The sequence below is a fragment of the uncultured Paenalcaligenes sp. genome (assembly GCF_947630565.1).
Lineage (GTDB): Bacteria > Pseudomonadota > Gammaproteobacteria > Burkholderiales > Burkholderiaceae_B > Paenalcaligenes > Paenalcaligenes faecalis.
Genome location: NZ_CANRIC010000045.1, coordinates 1 through 18,785, shown reverse-complemented (window position 1 = coordinate 18,785; position 18,785 = coordinate 1). Strand labels below are relative to the sequence as shown.

Genomic DNA, 18,785 nt, shown 5'->3' with positions numbered 1-18,785 from the left:
ACTACTGGAGTCTAAAAAAGATCAGCAAGAACACGCCATCGTTATTGAAAATATTATCGAAGCGTTGGCGCCTTTTTGTGACTCGATTGAGGCAGCAAAAACTCCGCATCTGATTTCTACGGCCACTCTCTGGCATTTATCCACAGAAATCCGGGGTCAGTTAAAAGCACCCTATGCTGATGCCTTAACACTGGCTTTAGCTATCCACCCCACTCCGGCTGTATGCGGTCATCCCACTAAAGAAGCCAGAGATCACATAGAAGCCATTGAGCAACAAGATCGAGGTTTTTTTGCGGGGGCTGTTGGCTGGATAAAATCAACTCTTCGTTTTTATTTCTTAGCTGTTTGCGTAGTTCAGTTGCATTATCGACCACACACACATTAGCAAAATCCATCTGCTTGAGACGACGACATACATCGTTGCATGTTGTTACACTCTGAAAAACGATAACGGCTTGCTTGGTACTTTTCATAGGAGGCCAATAGGAAAAGCAGATCTTCGTCAAGCTTTGTTAGCTTTGCTTTTTAGTTCTGCTTATTTTTCTCTGCCTCGGCTAAACGCTCTTTTAGCTTGTCCTCTGGCAGCCAACCATTAGCACGTGAGCCATCGGCAAAAAAGATCGCTGGTGTCCCTTGTACGCCTAGTTTCATACCAAAAGCCAACAGTTCATCTATAGGTGTATCGCAGGTTTTCTCGGCTGGCTTTGTGCCATCTTTCATCCAGGCACTCCAGGCAGCAGCACGATCGTCTGCACACCAAACGTGCTCAGATTTCACTCTAGAGTCTGGCGTTAGAATGGGAAACAAGAACGAGTACACGGTAATATTATCGATGTTCTCTAGACTTTGATGTAGCCGTTTACAATAAATACAATTCGGATCCTCGAAAATGGCAATCTGCTGTTTACCATCCCCTTTTACCATTTTAATGGCCTTATCCAAAGGTAAGTTAGCAAAATCCACTCGGTTTAATTCCTCAACACGCTGCGCAGTTAAATCCGTACGAGTTTGCACATCTACCAATGAACCCTGTAAAACAAAATCCACCTTTTCATTGGTGTACAACACATCATTACCTAAACGTAATTCAAGAATGCCCGGAAATGGCGTAGGTGAGACCTCGTCAACTTCGATGCCCTCAAACTCTGTCTCAAAGCGTTTTTTAGCTTGCTCTAGGACGGCAGAGGATACCGTCGCTGCTTTGGGTTCTGCCCATGCGTTTACTGCCCCAAAACCCATTGTCAATGCCAGCATACCTGCTGCTAAGCGCAATTTCATGTTTTCTCCTGCTTTGGCGAATGAGGCCAAATGTCTTATCTATAAATATTAATCAAAATGGGCGTATAGCCTAGGTTAAATCTTAGAAAAACCCCGTTTTTCTACCCGCCGCGCCCTCGATGAGCTGACGTTTAATAAAAGGGACTTTATTCACCATATTCATACCCACATTACGAGCAAAAGCAATAGGCGCTCCGGGTAGACTAAATAGCTGATGCAGCCCATGAGTCACCCAGCGCATTGCCATAATGGGTTCGACCCGCGCTCGGCGATAACGTTCCAAAACTCGACTATCCCCTACCGACTGATAGGAGGCTTTGGTTGATAAGACGCGTACTAATTCCTCTATGTCACCTAAACCTAGATTTAACCCTTGGCCTGCCAACGGGTGTACCCGATGAGCAGCATCCCCAATCAACGCCACTTTAGGGGCAATCATTGCACTGCGCTCTAAGGTCAAAGGAAAAGAAAAGGGCTCGCTACGCAACCTAAGAGAACCCAAGCGATGCTGAGTTAATGCACCCAGAAGTGATTGAAGATGTGCTGCTTGCGCCGCCCGATCTCGTGCCATGAAATCATTGGCTTGTGACTCTTGCACAGACCAGACCATCGACACCTGAGGGCCCCGATCGGTGTCAGGCATAGGTAGCAATGCTAAGACAGCATCACCTACAAACCATTGATAAGCGATATGTTGATGCGGTAACTGTGCATCCAAATGAGCCACCACCCCATTATGTTTATAGGGTCTAGCCTGATGTTCGATATGGGCTTTAGCTCGCAACTGAGAGCGCGCCCCATCAGCCCCTATAATCAAATCAGCCGGTATTTGCACACCACCTTTAGTTTGAATACCGGTGGCCGTTAATTGATCGAAAAAGTCGTCTTGCCACGGTACGCTATAAACTTGGAGGGCCTGATGTAAGACGCGCTCTATTTCTCCGGACTCCACAATCCACGTCAAGGTAGACTGTGCGTTTTGCCACGAATCCAATTGCACAAAGCCGTCGCCATCCCCATACAGCTCCATTCCTGAAACGGGCGTGATGCGCGCGGCATCCATTAAGGACCACACACCTAGCTCATTTAAAAAGGCCTGACTGGTTGCTGAAAGGGCATAGACCCGTGGGTGATATTGATGTGCCGCCAAAACCATTGGTTTATAGGCGGGTGCAAGAATCCGAGGGGAAAAGCCCGCTTTTTTCAAGGCTAAGGCGCAGGCCATACCAGCGAGTCCACCCCCACAAACTAAGATATGTTCATGTTTCATCGTGCGCTTGGGGTCCCAGCTTGTTTGGGCCAAAGCACCCACATTTCACCATTTTGTTTCATACGACCTGCCTGGGCTCCGGCTTGATCACCCGTACCCCAGTAAAAGTCTGTACGAGCCGCCCCTTTAATCGCAGCACCGGTATCCTGTGCAAACACCAATTTACGCAAAGGCTGTTGAGTTGCGGGATACTGCGTTGCTAAATAAACGGGTGTCCCTAACGGCACGAAGGTGGGGTCAATCGCTACTGCGCGCTCTGCAATGAGCGGAATGCCATAAGCCCCCTTCGGCCCTAAAATGGGGTCGGTAATATGTTCCTCGTTAAAGAACACCATTGCTTTGTTCACATTCAACATCTCGTGCACACGATGCGGATTGTCTTTAGCCCATTTTTTAATATTTTGCATGGAGGTTTGAGCTAAAGGAAGTTCGCCTTTATCTGCCAGCCATTTACCAATCGAGCTATACGGATGACCATTGTGATCTCCGTAGGCTAAACGCACCGCGCTGCCATTTTCTAAAACAGCACGCCCTGACCCCTGAATCTGTAAGAAAAAAGCCTCTACAGGATCATTTGCCCATGCCAAAACCTGAGGTTGACGAGCCGCGTTTGATGTAATTTCGCCCCGTGTGTCATAAGGAACGACACGATTACCATCCACAACCTTACCGCGAATTCGTTTTCCGGCTAATTCGGGGTATAAACCACCTAAATCGATAGTTAATAAGTCATCCGGGACCGCATAGAGAGGCCACTGATAATCACCGTGTTTACGTTTAGAAGCTCGAATTAGCGGCTCGTAATAGCCCGTAACCGTATTTTTAGCAACCTTACCACTGCCATCGAGTAAACGCCAAGGCTGCAAATGTGTCTCTAGGAATTGGCGGATTTTTTGGGTGTCTTTGCTATCAACACTCATCCCACTATTTTGAGCAGCCAAACAAACAGGCTGCCATGCTCTGGGCGTAGCACGTGCTGGCATCGCCAATGAACCGCTAACGGGACGCATTAAGCCCTTGCAGTTATTGATGAATCCTTTCCAGACATGCTCTAAATTATCATTATTCCAATCAGGTAGTGCGCCCCAGCCTACGGACTGAAATCGGCTGGATAATGGACGTGCTGGCGTCTCAGGCAATCCAGCCAAATCCGGAACTCGTAGGGGTTGGGTGGCAATGTCCACCTTAGGATCAGAACTCACTGATCCCATACTGGCAGGTCGGGTAGAGTCCGACGTCGTTGTTGTGCATGCAGACAGCAGCACAGCAAAAATTCCTAAGCTGATATTTCGTAATGAACTCATCACAATCTCGATTAATGCAAAGTACGGGGCAAGGCTAAAACAAACTCGGCAATAGAGACATCAAAGGGCACCCCATTTTCACCCACAAAATGGAACTCGCCTTTCATGGTGCCAATAGGGGTGGGTAACGGACAGCCACTGCTGTACTCAAAGCTTTCGCCAGCTGCAATCAAGGGTTGCTTACCTACCACGCCTAAACCACGTACCTCTTGTACCCGCTGAGTGCCATCGGTAATCACCCAATGGCGACTAATCAACTGAACGGCTTGCGCACTGTTATTGCGCACCACGACTCGGTAAGCAAATACATAGTGCTGATTATCAGGCTCAGATTGATCCGGTAAATACTGAGGGGTTACGTTCACCACAATGTCATCAGGCTGCATACAAATAACTTAGCTCCATGTCTGTTTGCTGTTTACAATGCCACTATGTATTACACCACAGCAATGGTCAATACACACTTGCTGTGCGCATTGTAACCCTCATTTTTACATAGTACTGCCATGTCTCATATCCAACCTGCTTGTATCGCCCCCAGTATCCTAGCTGCCGACTTTGCTCGTCTAGGCGAAGAAGTCCGTGATGTTATCGCCGCAGGCGCTGACTGGATTCATTTTGATGTGATGGATAATCACTACGTCCCCAATCTAAGCTTTGGCCCAATGGTTTGCGCGGCGCTACGCCCGCATACAGATGCTCCCATCGATGTGCATTTAATGATTGAGCCTGTAGATAGTTTAGTTGAGCCTTTTGCAAAGGCAGGAGCCAACCTAATTAGCTTTCACCCTGATGCCTCCCATCACGTAGATCGCACTTTATCGTTAATTCGTGATCACGGCTGTAAAGCGGGCTTAGTGCTAAATCCAGCCACCCCTCTGCATCACCTCGATTACGTCATGGACAAACTAGACCTAATTTTATTAATGTCAGTGAACCCAGGTTTTGGTGGTCAAAAATTTATCCCCACCACCTTAGACAAGGTACGTCAGGTCCGTGCGCGTATTGATCGCTGGGTAGATCAAGGTGGACAGCCAATCCGCTTACAAGTGGATGGGGGCGTGACTGCCACTAATATTCGTGAGATTCGGGCTGCGGGTGCAGATACCTTTGTGGCGGGTTCAGCTATTTTTAGCAAAGAGGATTACGCTGCAGAAGTCCAAGCCATGCGTGCTGAAATTTTAGCGGCAGATAGCCTAAGCGCTTAGCGTATTATTGCTTTGTCTTTAGTAGTGGATTTTCCACCGGATGGCCAAGGTAAAAGCCTTGGCCATGGCTAACACCTATTATCTGCAACACACCCAGCTCACACTCTTGCTCAATGCCTTCGGCAATCACAAACGTTTTATTTTGTAATGCCACCTCACTGATCGCTTTTAATAGTTGTTGTTTAAACGGGTGACGGTGGATATGATGCGCAAAATAACGGTCTAATTTCACAAACTCGGGCTGTAGCTCTGACCACAATCGTAATGAGGCGTAGCCCTCGCCTAAATCATCAATAGCAAACTGAATACCCTGACGACGACAGCGCTCTGCCGCAATGCGTAGTTGATCATAGTCTCGGGTAAGCTCACTCTCGCTCAGCTCTACTACTATTTTCAGTCGATTATGATCTGTGCTTTTATCTAGCCAAGGGGGAATCTGCCCTGAAAATACCCGTGACAGATCAATAAACAACTCGGGGCTCAAATTTAAAAACAATAACCCTTGTAGCCCCAACTCGATAAATTTAGCCATCTGCAACCGGCAACACAACTGCTCTAGCTCTTGGGTTTTGCCATATTTTTTAGCTACGCTAAACAACACAATCGGCATATGCAAATGTGTGTTCACCGGCCCTCTAATTAAGGCCTCATAGCCAATCACTTTCTGGCTGCGTATATCCACTATAGGTTGAAATAATGGTGTTAACGTTTCATCTCGTAACACCGCCTCAAGAGCAGCCTTCATGATTACCTACATCTCTTTAACCAATAGCAATTGTTATGAACTGTAAAGGCATAATAATGACAGATTGTGTCAATTTAAACAATTACCATCAAATAAGTATAAGTACTACTCGCTTTATGGGCCGCGGTACACTATTAGGATTCTTTTCATTGCAGGAGCAAAAAGATGCGCTACTCAGCTGTGCTGTTTGATTTGGACGGTACTTTAGTCGACTCTATTCCCGACATTGCGGGCGGAGTCAATGCAATGTTGCTTGAGATGGGTCTACCGCAGATCCCGGCTCAACGCCTTAGTACCTTTTTAGGTAAAGGTATGGATCACCTCATCTGGTTAGCTCTGGCGGAGTTCTCTAAAGAGGATGAGCCCAGCCCTGAAAGCTACGATCTGGCTCGTACCTTATTCAAAAAACATTATCACGAACAATTAACCCATACCGTTTCTACTGTTTTTGATGGGGTGATTGACGGCCTAGAGGCCTTTAAAGCTGCGGGCTGTCGCTTGGCGATTGTCACCAACAAACCCATTGAGTTTGTTCCTGCTCTTATTGAGCAAATGGGGATTGCTTCTTATTTCGAAGTCGTCGTCGGAGGCAATACCTGTGCAGAAAAAAAACCACACCCCATACCCTTTTTATATGCTTGCGAGCAGCTTGGTATAGCGCCTTCAGACGCCTTGGTCATCGGTGACTCTAGCAATGACAGCATTGCGGCTCGCCGTGCCAATATAGACGTGCTGATTGTGCCTTACGGCTACAACGAAGGCAAAAGCGTGCAAACTTTAGATTGTGATGGTATAGTTTCTAGCATTGCCGAGGCTGCCCAATGGGCGGCTCGCTCTGATCGTTAATTATTTAAAGACCAAATACCTAATGCAACTAAACCGTAACTCCTATTCCATCTATGGCGCCTATTGGCGCTGGTGGCGTTCGGGTTCCGGGACAGCTGCGTTGACGCTCTCTGTGTAATATAAAAATGTAATTTCATTTTTTTACGCTTAGGCGCAAAAAGCCCGGAACTCGTTAAGAGCCGGGCTTTTTTGTATTCATAGCTCGGCTCACTGTAACTTTTTTGACTCACAGTAGGCCTACACATGACAGAAATTGAATTTAAAGCTCTTGCCGCCCAAGGTTTCAACCGCATTCCTCTGATCGTTGAAACCTACGCAGACCTCGATACTCCGCTATCGATTTACCTAAAACTGGCTCATAACAGCAGCGAACAAGGGGTCAACAGCTGCCTGATGGAATCCGTCGTTGGCGGTGAACAGTTTGGTCGTTACTCCTTTATTGGCCTACCTGCTAAAACCGTCATTCGTGCCACAGGCACAACCACAGAGGTCTTGGTTGATGGGCAAATTGTTGAAACAGCACAAGGCAACCCTTTAGACTTTATTGAGCAATACCAAAAACGCTTTAAAGTCGCTTTACGCCCCGGCATGCCGCGATTTTGTGGTGGTCTAGCAGGCTACTTTGGCTACGATACTGTGCGCCACATTGAGCCTTCTCTTGGTATCAATGCCAAACCGTTTCCAGCAGGCCAAACGGGAACACCCGACATCATGTTGTTGCACATTGATGAGTTAGTCATTGTGGATAACTTAGCCGGTCGCACTTACTTGATCGTCTACGCTAATCCCAACGAAGCAGAAAGCTACACCAATGCGCGTCGTCGCTTACGTGATTTACGTGAAAAGCTACGTCATCCCGTAACAATCCCTTACTCTTACGCCAGTATGGAAACCTTTGAGCAGCGTGATTTTGCCAAAGAGGATTACTTATCTACCGTCGCTAAAGCAAAACAATACATCACCGACGGCGAAGTAATGCAGATTCAAATTGGCCAAGTCATCACAAAACCATTTCGTGATGCGCCTTTATCACTCTACCGTGCTCTACGTTCATTAAACCCCTCTCCTTACATGTACTTTTGGAACTTTGACGACTTTCAAGTCGTTGGCTCCTCTCCTGAAATTTTAGTACGCCATGAAAAAAATGTAGTGCAAGGTGAGGAAAAGCAGCATGTCACCATACGACCTCTAGCAGGCACACGTAAGCGTGGAGCTACGCCTGAAGAAGACCTTCGTCTTGCCGCTGAACTACAAGCAGACCCCAAAGAGCGAGCTGAGCACGTCATGCTCATTGATCTGGCCCGTAATGACATTGGGCGCATTGCTAAAGCGGGAACCGTTGAGGTCACTGACGCCATGAGCGTAGAACGTTATTCACACGTGCAACACCTCGTCTCCAACGTGTGTGGAGAACTACAGGACAACATGAGCAACATGGATGTGCTCAAAGCCAGCTTTCCTGCTGGCACATTAACCGGCGCCCCTAAAGTACGCGCCATGCAATTAATTGATGAGCTAGAGCCAGTGCGTCGCGGCATCTACGGTGGCGCTGCTGGTTACCTAAGTTACGGTGGTGAAATGGACTTAGCCATCGCGATACGTACTGGAGTCATTCAAAACGGCATGCTGTATGTACAAGCCGCTGCTGGCATTGTTGCCGACTCTAGCCCCGAAGCGGAATGGCAAGAAACAGAAGCAAAAGCGCGCGCGATGCTACGTGCCGCAGAACAAGTTCAGTTTGGTTTAGACGAACCTATTTAAATCAGCCAAAGGATTTCACCATGTTATTTATGCTTGATAACTACGACTCATTCACCTATAACCTCGTTCAATATTTTGAAGAACTCGGTATGCCAGTGCAGGTCGCTCGAAATGACCAATGCACCATCGAAGACATTGAGGCACTCAATCCTGACTATATCTGTCTCTCCCCAGGCCCTGGCAACCCTGATAGTGCTGGTCTGACGTTAGCCGTCATTCGTCATTTTGCAGGTAAAAAACCCATATTAGGTGTCTGTCTAGGCCATCAGGCCATAGCCCAAGCCTTTGGAGGTCGTGTGATCCATGCTAAACAAGTCATGCATGGCAAAGTCAGTGCCATCACACATAACGGCAATGATGTATTTACGGGGCTAGCTAGCCCCATGACGGTCACTCGCTACCACTCCTTAGCCGTAGAGGCCGAATCACTACCCGCCTGCCTTGAAATCACAGCGCAAACTGAAGATGGTGAAATTATGGGACTACGCCATAAAGAACTGGCTATCAGCGCCGTGCAATTTCACCCCGAATCCATTCTTAGCGAATACGGTCACGAACTACTGCAAAACTTTCTAAATCAATAAGTCTAAAGAGACAAGTCATGAAACAAGATAAAGCCAACCTCATCACTCCAAATGAAGCCTTAGTGCGTTGTATTGAGCATCGCGAGATATTCCATGATGAGATGTTGCATTTAATGCGTATGCTCATGCGGGGTGAAATGTCTCCCGTAATGGCTAGCGCCCTACTGATGGGTTTACGTGTCAAAAAGGAAACCATTGGTGAAATAGCCGCTGCCGCCGAAGTCATGCGCGAATTCGCATTACCCGTGATTGCACATAATCCGGAACATCTTTTAGATATGTGTGGCACAGGCGGAGACGGTAGCAACACATTTAATATCTCTACGGCCGCCATGTTTGTGGTTGCAGCTGCAGGCGTTAAGGTCGCAAAACACGGTGGTCGAAGTGCTTCCTCATCCTCTGGTAGTGCGGACGTCCTAGAAACGCTAGGGGCCAATTTAGATCTGCACCCAGAACAAGTGGCTCAGAGTATAGAAGACATTGGTATTGGCTTTATGTTCGCTCCTGCCCATCATTCCGCCATGAAAAACGTAGCTGCCATACGCAAGGAGTTGGGTGTACGCACTATATTTAATATACTAGGGCCTTTAACTAATCCTGCGAATGCGGCAAATCAACTGATGGGGGTTTTTCACCCTGACCTAGTTGGGATTCAAGTGCGAGCTATGCAGCGCCTAGGAGCCAAACACGTTTTAATTGTTCATGGCCGTGACGGAATGGACGAGGCCTCCACTGGTGCCGCTACAATGGTTGGCGAACTAAAAAATGATCGCGTCACGGAATACGAAATCCATCCAGAGGATTTTGGAATGGCCATGAGTTCTAACCGTAGCATTCGTGTTAATTCCAGTGAAGAGTCCGCCCTTATGATTAAAGAGGCACTATCTAACACCGAAGGCACAGCTCGTGATATTGTGGCCTTTAATGCGGGGCTCGCTATTTACGCAGGCAATGGCGCGGATTCCATTGAATCTGGCTTAAAAATCGCATTTGATACCATCGCTAGTGGTGCAGCTCGCGCTAAACTAGACGAATTTTGCACCTATACTCGGAAAATCTAGGCATGAACGATATTCTCGCTAAAATCCTACAAACAAAAAAAGAAGAAGTCGCTGCTGCTCGTCAATTACGTAGCGAAGCCGATCTATTGCGCGAAGCCAAAAGTCGTAAAGACGTGCGTGGTTTTGCTCGTGCTCTGCAATATAAAATTAGCCAAGATAAACCCGCTATTATTGCTGAGGTAAAAAAAGCCTCGCCCTCCAAAGGCATTATCCGTGAGAATTTCAACCCTACGGAAATCGCGACCTCTTATGCCGCTCATGGCGCAGCCTGCCTATCTGTATTAACCGATATGCAATACTTCCAAGGCTCTTACGATCATTTGCGTCAAGCCCGTGCTGCATGTGCTCTGCCCATTTTGCGCAAAGACTTTATGGTCGACCCCTATCAAATCATTCATGCTCGCGCCATTGGGGCAGATTGTATTTTGTTAATTGTTGCTGCTCTCAGCCTCAACCAGCTTTTAGAATACGAAGCCTTAGCCAACGAGCTAGGTATGGACGTATTAGTCGAGGTGCATGATCAAGCCGAGCTAGATATTGCCCTAAACATGAAAAGTGTACTGTTAGGCATCAATAACCGTGACTTGCGCACCTTTGAGACCAGTATCCAAAATACCATTCAGTTGCTGGATTTAATCCCAGAAGACAAACTCGTCATTACAGAAAGTGGTATTCTTAATGCTGACGATGTAAAAACCATGCGCGATCATAAAGTTAACGCGTTTTTAGTGGGTGAGGCCTTTATGCGTCAGCCCGATCCAGGGGTGGCGTTGGAACAATTGTTTTTTAACTAAACAGATATTCCCCTATGCAAATGCAACAACTAGGGCTGTTAGATCAGCCAGAAACGCTTAATCAATTAGCCGGCTCTCTACAGCCTTTGGTTGCGGCATTATCCCCCAGCTGGCAACAGGTACTCCAACAAGAGCCCTTGCAGTCTAAATTACAGTTACTAGACCATTGGCTCAAACAGCGATTGTCTGCTGGGGCGGTGATCTATCCTGCCAACCCTTTCTATGCCCTTACGCTCAGTCAGCCCGAGGACATCAAAGTGGTCATCTTAGGCCAAGACCCGTATCACGGCCCAGGCCAAGCTCAAGGCTTGGCCTTTTCTGTGCCGGACTACATAGCACGTCCGCCTAGTCTACGTAATATCTACGAAGAGCTGCACCTTGAGTACCCAGAATACGCAAATCAACCTCCTCAACATGATCTAAGCGCATGGGCTAAACAGGGTGTGTTGCTACTCAATACTTCTCTCACTGTAGAGGACGGTAAAGCCGCCTCTCATGCAAACAAAGGGTGGGAATACATCAGTGATGGCATTTTGCGTCATATTCTGACCTTAGCAACCCCTAAGGTGTTTATGCTGTGGGGCAATCATGCCCAAGCCAAACAACCTCTAATTGATGAGTACGCCACCGCACCGGTATTAAGCCTGCACTCAAACCACCCCTCACCTTTATCAGCAAAAAGAAAGCCCACTCCCTTTATTGGGAATGGGCATTTTATGCAGTGCAACGAATGGCTAGAGCAACACGGAGAAAAACCAATTAGCTGGCTTTGAAACCGTATTAGGCAACACCCGCTGCTTCGGCCTGCTGATCCGCATGGTATGAAGAACGTACCATCGCACCAATAGCAGCATGAGTAAAGCCCATTTCATAGGCTTGCTCTTCGAGGTACTTGAACTCGTCTGGGGTGACATAACGCATCACGGGCAAATGATGTTCTGACGGCTGCAGGTATTGACCAATCGTAAGCATATTGACGTTATGCTTACGCAAATCACGCATAACCTCAAGAATTTCCTCGTTAGTTTCACCTAAACCAACCATCAACCCCGATTTAGTCGGTACATCGGGACAACGCTCTTTAAACTGCGACAACAGTTTTAGCGAGTGCTCATAGTCCGCGCCGGGACGAGCCTGTTTATATAAACGCGGAATCGTTTCCAGATTATGATTCATCACATCCGGTGGGCTTTGTTCAAAAATATCCAATGCCTTATCGAGACGGCCACGAAAATCCGGAACCAAAACTTCGATAGTGGTGTGTGAGGAGTGTTCCCGTACCTGAGCAATACACTCAGCAAAATGCGCGGCGCCCCCATCACGTAAATCGTCTCTATCCACAGAGGTCACGACGACATAAGACAATCGCATTGCCCCAATCGCTTTGGCTAGGTTGGCTGGCTCATCCGTATCTAATGGGTCAGGACGACCATGCCCTACATCACAAAATGGGCAGCGACGTGTACATTTATCACCCATAATCATGAACGTGGCAGTCCCCTTACCAAAACACTCACCAATGTTCGGACAGGAGGCTTCCTCGCAAACAGTAAATAGCTTGCGTTCGCGCAAAATCGTTTTAATGTCGTAAAAACGAGAATTAGGTGCGGCGGCCTTAACACGAATCCAATCGGGTTTTTTTAGTCGCTCGGTTTGCTCGAACTTAACGGGCAAACGCGAGGTTTTATCTTCGGCCTTTTGCTTACGAGTTGGATCGTAGTCGCGTGGACGCACGGTAGGTTTGGGAGAGTTCACATTATTCATAAACGTTTTCTGTGTGTGCGCTAAATTGATGCTTTAGCTGTAAGGACAAGACCTGACCTACCTGAGATAGTGTCAATGATTGACCGCAAGCCTGCATATCGGTGGTACCTAAGCCTGCATAACCGCAGGGATTTATCCCTAAAAAGGGACGCAAATCCATATCCACATTTAATGACAAACCGTGATAACTGCGACCATTGCGTATTTTAACACCCAAGGCAGCAATCTTAACCAATTCATCCCTACCATAGAGGTTATTCAACACCTGTTTGCCTTGTACATAGACCCCAGGGGCATTGTCTTTACGTTGGCTAGGTATAGAAAAGTGAGCCAATGTCGCAATAATAGCGTCCTCTAGGCGAGTCACGTACTCGCGTACATAAATGCCTTGGCGACGTAAATCAATCAAACAGTACGCAATCAGTTGCCCGGGACCATGATAGGTAACCTGACCTCCACGATCTGTTTTCACAACCGGAATCGTCTGAGGATTCAGAATATGCTCTGGCTTACCGGCTTGTCCCAAGGTGTACACCGGCGGATGCTCCAGTAACCAAATTTCATCTGGGCTATCCGCCGTGCGCGCGTTGGTATAGTCCTGCATGGCCTGCCAAATCGTTTCAAAATCAGGCTGACCAGACAGCCAACGTAACTGTAATGCCATACAGCTACATAACAATTGAAACTAAAGGATGACCATGTAAGGCACGGTATAAGGTGTCAAGCTGCTCTCGTGAGGTAGCCCAAACACGGAACGTTAACCCCACATAATTGCCTTTGCCGCTTGGACGCATTTCCAATGTAGCGGGATCAAAACGTGGGTCATGTTCCAGAACTAATTCCGTCAGCACCTGAGAAAACTCGGGCACCGCTTTGCCCATCACTTTAATGGGGAACTCGGACGGGTATTCAATAAGAGAATCTTCGGGTTTAATTTCCATGTGTTAGCCCTCTAGTTGATCCAGTATCTGATCATAGCCAGCACGTAATGCCTGATAGACTGGACCTAATTGACCTGTACCAACGGGTTTACCGTTGTATTGCAAAATCGGTAAGACTTCTTTGGTGGCAGATGTCAGCAAAAGTTCATCGGCGGCTTCGACCTCGGCCTCTGAGATCGGACGAGCCTCGAAGGGAATACCTGCTTTGGCGGCCAGTTCCTCGAGTAAACGGTAACGAATCCCCTCTAGGATCAAATTATCACGCGGAGGCGCCAATAATACCCCGTCTTTTACCACCCAGATATTCGTAGATGAGCCCTCGGTCATATATCCATCACGGAACTGAATGACCTCGTCTACACCTGCATCAACCGCCTGCTGGCGTGCCAATACGTTACCCAACAACGAAATAGATTTGATATGACACATTAACCAACGCACATCAGGAATAGAAATCGCGGTTAAGCCTTTTTCACGCGCCACAGAAGGACGCTCAAAAGGAGTCACCATACAAAACACCGTCGGGGTCGCATTCGCAGGGAACGCATGATCGCGTTTAGCTGCACCACGTGTCACATGCAAATACACCATGCAGTCCTGACCTTGGCTGACGCGCGCTAGCATATCTAGCACCAGCTTTTCCCAGTCTTGACGAGTGTAATTTACCTCTAAACCAATCAGTTTTAGGCTTCGTTCTAGGCGGCCTAAGTGCTCGTCCATACGAAAGGCTTGGCCTTTATAAGCTGGCACTACGTCATAAATACCGTCACCAAAAATAAAACCGCGATCCAACACCGAAACTTTAGCGTCAGCTAAGCGCGTATAGTCTCCGTTTAGATAGACGATCGTGTTTGGATCTACGTTTGCAATCATGATTACCTCGTTAACAACAAAAGGGAATGAATATATTAGTTAAACCACATACGAACTTTATCAATCATACGCCCCATAAACCCAGCTTGGGGAACGTTATTTAGCGCTAATAACGGCTCGTTTGCGATCACTTGTCCGCCTAAGCTAAATGCCACCGTACCTACCTGCTGATCTTGGCTTACGGGGGCCATTAAAGGCTGAGTGTAATGAGCCATCGGTTTAATATCACCCGATTGACCACGAGGCACAGTCACCCAAACAGAGCGTTTTAGACCTAAGCCTACCGTATCAACCTCGCCTTCCCAAATACGGGCCGTCACAATAGGTTGATTCGGCTGATAGAGTTCAACTGTCTCAAAGTTTTGATAACTCCAATTCAGTAGCTTTAAACTGTCTTCGGTGCGTGCGGCATCATTGGCAGTACCCGTCACTACCGTCACAATACGGCGTCCATCACGTAATGCCGTCGTCACTAAGCCATAACCTGCTGATTTGGTATGGCCTGTTTTCAAGCCATCTACCGTCGTATCTAGCCACAGCAACCGGTTCCGGTTTGGCTGTTTAATTTTATTGTATAGATATTCTTTTTGGCTGTAGTAGTGCAAATGTTGAGGAAAATCCGTGACTAAGTTTTTAGCCAAAATACCTAAGTCGCGTACAGAGGTTAAATGATCCGGATGGGGCAGACCGCTTCCATTTTCAAAGTGGGTATTGGTTAAACCCTGACGCTTTGCTTCCTCGTTCATGAGTGCTGCAAATGCATCCTCACTGCCTGCCACCGCCTCTGCTAAGGCAACAGTGGCATCATTACCCGACTGGACAATCACCCCTTGCAGTAAGTCATTGACCTTGACCTGCGTGTTCGGATTGATAAACATACGCGAACCTTCGGTACGCCACGCGTTTTCGGATACATGAACCTCTTGATCTAACTGCAGCCTACCCGCATCAATGGCCTGAAACACCAAATAAGCAGTCATGAGCTTAGTCAATGAGGCAGGCTCGATACGCTCATCCAGATTATGAGCCGCAATGATTTGATTGCTGTTTACATCTAAGCTCAACCACGCCTTAGCACCTAAGGTGGGAGCAGGGATAGAAGATAGTTCGCTGAGTAAAGTGGGCTCTGTGGCTGCGCCTGCCATATCCTGAGCGGATAACGCAAAAGGAGCAAATGCCAAAGTGAGAGCCGCTAAATAGCGACGTAGTGAAATTCGACCTGTTTTCAACATAATTCAGCTTTATAGTGGTAAGCAAAACATTAATATAATGACTTACATTATAGGCATGGGCGTACAGTCAGAGAGAAGCGAAAGCCGCATCTAGAGGCAAGCACTTGTAACAAAATAAAACTAAGCTTGGCGTAGCATACCCAATTGCCACTGCGCACTGACCAATTCACGTAATAAAATGAGTTTGCCATGAAAAAAGTGGCCCGTCTCTGGAATCACACTAACGGCTAAATCATGGGTTTTCGCAAACGCCATGCTTTCAGATAAAGGGACAACCTCATCGGCCTCACCATGAACTAAATAGGTGTGATTGGGGACACGAAGCTCATCAACAAATCTAAAGCGCTCTACTGCACAACCGGCTAAAACCAAAGCCTGTGGGGTACGCTGACCGGTACTCGCTAAGGTGGCGTAAAGCTGTGCGGCAACAGACGTGCCAAACGAAAAACCACCAAGCATAAAGTGGCCAGAGCAAATCTCAGAGAACTGCGCCTGAAACTGCTGCACGACCTCTATCATGTCTAGGGTTTCGCCATGGCCGTGGTTAAATTCGCCCTCGGAAGCCCCCACCCCACGAAAGTCAGGCCTTAGCGCCACTAAACCGTGCAATGTTGCTGCACGACTCATGGTCGTTACGACTTTATTATTTCTGGCACCACCATGCAAAGGGTGCGGGTGTAAAATAAGAGCCCAACCTGTAATAGGTTGATTTGCTTCGGGCCAATCAATTGCACAATCAATGACACCTGCTTTCCCTTGGTACTGAGCCGTCTTTATACGTTCCATGTCTAAAATGCCATAATGTAGTTAATATGCTTTATTTTAACGAAAAACCCTTTCTTTGCTTGTGAACACCTGTATGCCATCTAAACACTGCTCTGCGGCCTTAGGCCTAGCATCCCCATCTGAGCTTTGCCAGCAACTACAAGCACAGTTGCCTTTTTTTCCTACGATTTCGTGGGTAGAACGCACAGACTCCACAAATGGGGATCTGATGTCATTAGCTCGATCAGGCAACGGGCAACTAATCCGTCCTTGGTTGTTAGGTGCTCACTTTCAAGATCGAGGCCGAGGTCGGGCAGGTCGAACCTGGGTCAATAGCAATGGTTCACATTTAATGTTTTCCTGTGCTTTTGATGTCTTTTTACCCGCCCGCCAGTTAGCGACCTTATCCCCCTTGGCAGGGGTTGCTGCCACCGAAGCGCTACGTTCGTTCCTGCCTATTCAAGATGTCCCAAAGCTCAGTATGAAATGGCCAAACGATTTACAGTGGCATCAAGCAAAACTGGCTGGCATCCTAACTGAAGTCACCCGAGCCAGTACTTCTCCGTTAAGTAACGATCATCATGTTGTCATCATCGGGATAGGTATTAATCTTAATGATGCCCGCGCTTTAAGCCAATCCTTGAATAGAAACGTGGCCGATTGGGCTGAAATCGTTGCTGAAGTTCCAACCCTAAAAGACATTACAGCGGCTGAGTTAACGTCTCGTATTGCCAAGGCATGGTATCAGGCCCTGAATGAGGTCACCGCACACGGCTTTCAGGACTTAGTGCAACGGTATAAAAAAGTAGATGGATTAAAAGACCAGCATCTCAATATTTTAGACAACAATCAAGTCGTGCTGGCAGGCATAGGCAGCGGCATTAACGAACAAGGTCAGCTCGTCATCCGTCAAGGCAATCAAAGCCATGCTATTTCTGTAGGCGAGGTCTCTGTGCGCCCTTTTGATCCTGATGCAGCCCCATGAGTCTACTCATTGATATAGGTAATACCCGCATAAAGGTCGGTTATGCCGATGCGGATGGCATCAGGCAGCCACACCACACTATTGCCCTTACCCATGCCGAACTACCACAACTGCCTCTTTGGCTTAAACAACATGGCTTACGCCCTGATTACGCCTTTGCTATTTCTGTTTCAGCCCCAGCCCTCTCTGAGCAACTGCACCTTTTACTGCATCAACAAGGCTGTCGTGTTCATTGGTTAGATGCCACCACAGCCTGCAATTTATTGCATAATGACTATGAATACCCTGAACGATTAGGGGCAGACCGTTGGCTAGCCTTAATTGGTGTTTTAGCCTTACATAAAAAAGAGGCCCTACGCCCTATTGTGCATGCCAGCTTTGGAACAGCCACTACCGTGGACACCATTATGCCCGCTAGTACTACCCAGTCGGCTCGATTTGTGGGCGGGCTTATTTTGCCCGGCCCCAAGCTCATGTATGACTCATTAGCCTTAAATACCGCTAAATTAGGAAATGGTATCGGAACCATTGCCCCTTTTCCTACTAATACTCGGGCGGCAATTAGCTCAGGGATCGCTGCAGCTCAAGCCGGAGCCGTATTGCGGCAATGGCAATTAGCAGCACAATATCAACGAGGTACACCGTTATTAGTATGCAGTGGAGGTGGCTGGGAGTTAATCCAAGAGGAAATATACCAGGCCTATTCCCAGCAACTACGCCTCGCTAATCTAGACGATGATCCTGTCATCTGGCAGCCCACCCCTGTGCTAGATGGTTTGGCTTATATGGCAACGCAGAACTTATTGACCGACTAAAAAACCTGGACTATCACTCATGCGGATTTTAGTATTATTGGCATTACTCGCTAACTTGTTTCTCTTGGCTTATGGTCAAGGCTTTTTTGGTGTAGCCCCGCATGATATAGGCCGCACCCCCAGTCCCAAGCCTTTTTTTAATCATGCCAACATTCATGTTGGCCCTCCTTCACCTTAATTAAGCGCCTTTTATGAAACCCATTCGCAAAGCTGTTTTCCCCGTTGCAGGTCTAGGCACGCGTTTTTTGCCCGCGACTAAAGCCATGCCTAAGGAAATGCTTCCCATTGTGGATAAGCCCTTAATTCAGTACGCGGTCGAAGAGGCCATTGCCGCTGGCGTCACCGAGTTAATTTTTATCACAGGCCGCAACAAACGAGCCATTGAAGACCATTTTGATCGCGCTCCTGAACTGGAGTTTGAACTCGCTGCCAAACAAAAAAACGAACTGCTAGATATCGTACAAAATGTAATTCCGGCGCATGTAAACTGTATTTATACACGGCAAGCTAACCCCTTAGGCTTAGGTCATGCGGTGTTATGTGCTGCTCCCATCGTAGG

At 47.5% G+C, this 18,785-nt stretch carries 23 protein-coding genes; 12 read left to right on the top strand and 11 right to left on the bottom strand.

The window, feature by feature from the left end:
- The coding region (locus Q0Z62_RS08720; protein ID WP_298053480.1) for a chorismate-binding protein at positions 1 to 385 on the top strand (385 nt) is incomplete at its 5' end.
- 140 nt (positions 386 to 525) lie between these two features.
- Here Q0Z62_RS08720 and Q0Z62_RS08715 read toward each other — a convergent pair.
- From Q0Z62_RS08715 to apaG, 4 genes are all read right to left on the bottom strand, one after another.
- Entirely contained in the window at positions 526 to 1,278 is a 753-nt protein-coding gene (locus Q0Z62_RS08715) for a DsbC family protein (protein ID WP_269900712.1), read from the bottom strand.
- Between the two features lie 82 nt (positions 1,279 to 1,360).
- Entirely contained in the window at positions 1,361 to 2,548 is a 1,188-nt protein-coding gene (locus Q0Z62_RS08710) for an FAD-dependent monooxygenase (protein ID WP_298053476.1), read from the bottom strand.
- On the bottom strand, positions 2,545 to 3,852 hold the full coding sequence (locus Q0Z62_RS08705; RefSeq protein ID WP_298053474.1) for an MltA domain-containing protein: 1,308 nt from the start codon (positions 3,850 to 3,852) through the stop codon (positions 2,545 to 2,547). Before Q0Z62_RS08705 ends, Q0Z62_RS08710 begins: the two co-directional genes overlap by 4 nt.
- 11 nt (positions 3,853 to 3,863) lie before the next feature.
- Positions 3,864 to 4,238 (bottom strand): Co2+/Mg2+ efflux protein ApaG, encoded by a 375-nt coding sequence (gene apaG / locus Q0Z62_RS08700; protein ID WP_269900715.1) that lies wholly within the window; start codon positions 4,236 to 4,238, stop codon positions 3,864 to 3,866.
- 120 nt (positions 4,239 to 4,358) lie between these two features.
- On the opposite strand from apaG, the gene rpe reads away from it, so the two are divergent.
- On the top strand, positions 4,359 to 5,060 hold the full coding sequence (rpe, locus tag Q0Z62_RS08695) for a ribulose-phosphate 3-epimerase (protein ID WP_269900716.1): 702 nt from the start codon (positions 4,359 to 4,361) through the stop codon (positions 5,058 to 5,060).
- Between the two features lie 4 nt (positions 5,061 to 5,064).
- Here rpe and Q0Z62_RS08690 read toward each other — a convergent pair whose 3' ends face one another.
- Positions 5,065 to 5,805, bottom strand: a complete 741-nt coding sequence (locus Q0Z62_RS08690; RefSeq protein ID WP_298053470.1) for an EAL domain-containing protein — start codon at positions 5,803 to 5,805, stop codon at positions 5,065 to 5,067.
- Positions 5,806 to 5,970: 165 nt separating this feature from the next.
- On the opposite strand from Q0Z62_RS08690, the gene Q0Z62_RS08685 reads away from it, so the two are divergent.
- From Q0Z62_RS08685 to Q0Z62_RS08660, 6 genes are all read left to right on the top strand, one after another.
- Positions 5,971 to 6,651 carry a phosphoglycolate phosphatase gene (locus Q0Z62_RS08685; protein WP_298053468.1) on the top strand — a complete coding sequence of 227 codons (681 nt, stop codon included), beginning with the start codon at positions 5,971 to 5,973 and terminating at the stop codon, positions 6,649 to 6,651.
- Between the two features lie 243 nt (positions 6,652 to 6,894).
- Positions 6,895 to 8,412, top strand: a complete 1,518-nt coding sequence (gene trpE, locus Q0Z62_RS08680) for an anthranilate synthase component I (RefSeq protein ID WP_298053466.1) — start codon at positions 6,895 to 6,897, stop codon at positions 8,410 to 8,412.
- 20 nt (positions 8,413 to 8,432) lie between these two features.
- Positions 8,433 to 8,996, top strand: coding sequence for an aminodeoxychorismate/anthranilate synthase component II (locus tag Q0Z62_RS08675; RefSeq protein ID WP_269900720.1), 564 nt, complete (start codon positions 8,433 to 8,435; stop codon positions 8,994 to 8,996).
- 17 nt (positions 8,997 to 9,013) lie between these two features.
- A complete protein-coding gene (trpD, locus tag Q0Z62_RS08670) occupies positions 9,014 to 10,057 on the top strand; it encodes an anthranilate phosphoribosyltransferase (protein WP_298053463.1) in 1,044 nt (347 codons plus the stop codon).
- Between the two features lie 2 nt (positions 10,058 to 10,059).
- Positions 10,060 to 10,851, top strand: a complete 792-nt coding sequence (gene trpC, locus Q0Z62_RS08665; RefSeq protein WP_298053461.1) for an indole-3-glycerol phosphate synthase TrpC — start codon at positions 10,060 to 10,062, stop codon at positions 10,849 to 10,851.
- A 14-nt stretch (positions 10,852 to 10,865) separates the two neighbouring features.
- Positions 10,866 to 11,624, top strand: coding sequence for a uracil-DNA glycosylase (locus Q0Z62_RS08660; protein WP_269900723.1), 759 nt, complete (start codon positions 10,866 to 10,868; stop codon positions 11,622 to 11,624).
- Between the two features lie 7 nt (positions 11,625 to 11,631).
- Here Q0Z62_RS08660 and lipA read toward each other — a convergent pair whose 3' ends face one another.
- The 6 genes from lipA to Q0Z62_RS08630 form a co-directional block, all read right to left on the bottom strand.
- Positions 11,632 to 12,615, bottom strand: a complete 984-nt coding sequence (gene lipA, locus Q0Z62_RS08655) for a lipoyl synthase (RefSeq protein ID WP_269900724.1) — start codon at positions 12,613 to 12,615, stop codon at positions 11,632 to 11,634.
- Entirely contained in the window at positions 12,608 to 13,279 is a 672-nt protein-coding gene (lipB, locus tag Q0Z62_RS08650; RefSeq protein WP_269900725.1) for a lipoyl(octanoyl) transferase LipB, read from the bottom strand. Before lipB ends, lipA begins: the two co-directional genes overlap by 8 nt.
- A gap of 4 nt (positions 13,280 to 13,283) precedes the next feature.
- Entirely contained in the window at positions 13,284 to 13,556 is a 273-nt protein-coding gene (locus tag Q0Z62_RS08645; RefSeq protein ID WP_269900726.1) for a DUF493 family protein, read from the bottom strand.
- 3 nt (positions 13,557 to 13,559) lie between these two features.
- Positions 13,560 to 14,429: a D-amino acid aminotransferase gene (locus Q0Z62_RS08640; RefSeq protein WP_298053458.1), complete on the bottom strand. Its 870-nt coding sequence runs from the start codon at positions 14,427 to 14,429 to the stop codon at positions 13,560 to 13,562.
- Positions 14,430 to 14,464: 35 nt separating this feature from the next.
- Entirely contained in the window at positions 14,465 to 15,661 is a 1,197-nt protein-coding gene (locus Q0Z62_RS08635; RefSeq protein WP_298053456.1) for a D-alanyl-D-alanine carboxypeptidase family protein, read from the bottom strand.
- Between the two features lie 120 nt (positions 15,662 to 15,781).
- Positions 15,782 to 16,447 (bottom strand): CocE/NonD family hydrolase, encoded by a 666-nt coding sequence (locus Q0Z62_RS08630; RefSeq protein ID WP_298053454.1) that lies wholly within the window; start codon positions 16,445 to 16,447, stop codon positions 15,782 to 15,784.
- Between the two features lie 73 nt (positions 16,448 to 16,520).
- Here Q0Z62_RS08630 and Q0Z62_RS08625 point away from each other — a divergent pair, with 73 nt between their 5' ends.
- The 4 genes from Q0Z62_RS08625 to Q0Z62_RS08610 form a co-directional block, all read left to right on the top strand.
- Positions 16,521 to 17,411 (top strand): biotin--[acetyl-CoA-carboxylase] ligase, encoded by an 891-nt coding sequence (locus Q0Z62_RS08625; protein WP_269900730.1) that lies wholly within the window; start codon positions 16,521 to 16,523, stop codon positions 17,409 to 17,411.
- The gene (locus tag Q0Z62_RS08620; RefSeq protein ID WP_298053451.1) at positions 17,408 to 18,226 is read left to right on the top strand and encodes a type III pantothenate kinase; all 819 of its coding nucleotides are present in this window, start codon (positions 17,408 to 17,410) and stop codon (positions 18,224 to 18,226) included. The genes Q0Z62_RS08625 and Q0Z62_RS08620 overlap by 4 nt, the downstream gene beginning before the upstream one ends.
- A gap of 19 nt (positions 18,227 to 18,245) precedes the next feature.
- Entirely contained in the window at positions 18,246 to 18,404 is a 159-nt protein-coding gene (locus tag Q0Z62_RS08615) for a hypothetical protein (protein ID WP_269900732.1), read from the top strand.
- A 13-nt stretch (positions 18,405 to 18,417) separates the two neighbouring features.
- A partial coding sequence (locus tag Q0Z62_RS08610; RefSeq protein ID WP_298053448.1) for a UTP--glucose-1-phosphate uridylyltransferase occupies positions 18,418 to 18,785 on the top strand: 368 nt, incomplete at its 3' end.

Bases quoted from the DNA above. Each gene is read 5' to 3' on its own strand.
- Q0Z62_RS08715 (WP_269900712.1), bottom strand. From the start codon at position 1,278: ATGAAATTGCGCTTAGCAGCAGGTATGCTGGCATTGACAATGGGTTTT.
- Q0Z62_RS08710 (WP_298053476.1), bottom strand. From the start codon at position 2,548: ATGAAACATGAACATATCTTAGTTTGTGGGGGTGGACTCGCTGGTATG.
- Q0Z62_RS08705 (WP_298053474.1), bottom strand. From the start codon at position 3,852: ATGAGTTCATTACGAAATATCAGCTTAGGAATTTTTGCTGTGCTGCTG.
- apaG (WP_269900715.1), bottom strand. From the start codon at position 4,238: ATGCAGCCTGATGACATTGTGGTGAACGTAACCCCTCAGTATTTACCG.
- rpe (WP_269900716.1), top strand. From the start codon at position 4,359: ATGTCTCATATCCAACCTGCTTGTATCGCCCCCAGTATCCTAGCTGCC.
- Q0Z62_RS08690 (WP_298053470.1), bottom strand. From the start codon at position 5,805: ATGAAGGCTGCTCTTGAGGCGGTGTTACGAGATGAAACGTTAACACCA.
- Q0Z62_RS08685 (WP_298053468.1), top strand. From the start codon at position 5,971: ATGCGCTACTCAGCTGTGCTGTTTGATTTGGACGGTACTTTAGTCGAC.
- trpE (WP_298053466.1), top strand. From the start codon at position 6,895: ATGACAGAAATTGAATTTAAAGCTCTTGCCGCCCAAGGTTTCAACCGC.
- Q0Z62_RS08675 (WP_269900720.1), top strand. From the start codon at position 8,433: ATGTTATTTATGCTTGATAACTACGACTCATTCACCTATAACCTCGTT.
- trpD (WP_298053463.1), top strand. From the start codon at position 9,014: ATGAAACAAGATAAAGCCAACCTCATCACTCCAAATGAAGCCTTAGTG.
- trpC (WP_298053461.1), top strand. From the start codon at position 10,060: ATGAACGATATTCTCGCTAAAATCCTACAAACAAAAAAAGAAGAAGTC.
- Q0Z62_RS08660 (WP_269900723.1), top strand. From the start codon at position 10,866: ATGCAAATGCAACAACTAGGGCTGTTAGATCAGCCAGAAACGCTTAAT.
- lipA (WP_269900724.1), bottom strand. From the start codon at position 12,615: ATGAATAATGTGAACTCTCCCAAACCTACCGTGCGTCCACGCGACTAC.
- lipB (WP_269900725.1), bottom strand. From the start codon at position 13,279: ATGGCATTACAGTTACGTTGGCTGTCTGGTCAGCCTGATTTTGAAACG.
- Q0Z62_RS08645 (WP_269900726.1), bottom strand. From the start codon at position 13,556: ATGGAAATTAAACCCGAAGATTCTCTTATTGAATACCCGTCCGAGTTC.
- Q0Z62_RS08640 (WP_298053458.1), bottom strand. From the start codon at position 14,429: ATGATTGCAAACGTAGATCCAAACACGATCGTCTATCTAAACGGAGAC.
- Q0Z62_RS08635 (WP_298053456.1), bottom strand. From the start codon at position 15,661: ATGTTGAAAACAGGTCGAATTTCACTACGTCGCTATTTAGCGGCTCTC.
- Q0Z62_RS08630 (WP_298053454.1), bottom strand. From the start codon at position 16,447: ATGGAACGTATAAAGACGGCTCAGTACCAAGGGAAAGCAGGTGTCATT.
- Q0Z62_RS08625 (WP_269900730.1), top strand. From the start codon at position 16,521: ATGCCATCTAAACACTGCTCTGCGGCCTTAGGCCTAGCATCCCCATCT.
- Q0Z62_RS08620 (WP_298053451.1), top strand. From the start codon at position 17,408: ATGAGTCTACTCATTGATATAGGTAATACCCGCATAAAGGTCGGTTAT.
- Q0Z62_RS08615 (WP_269900732.1), top strand. From the start codon at position 18,246: ATGCGGATTTTAGTATTATTGGCATTACTCGCTAACTTGTTTCTCTTG.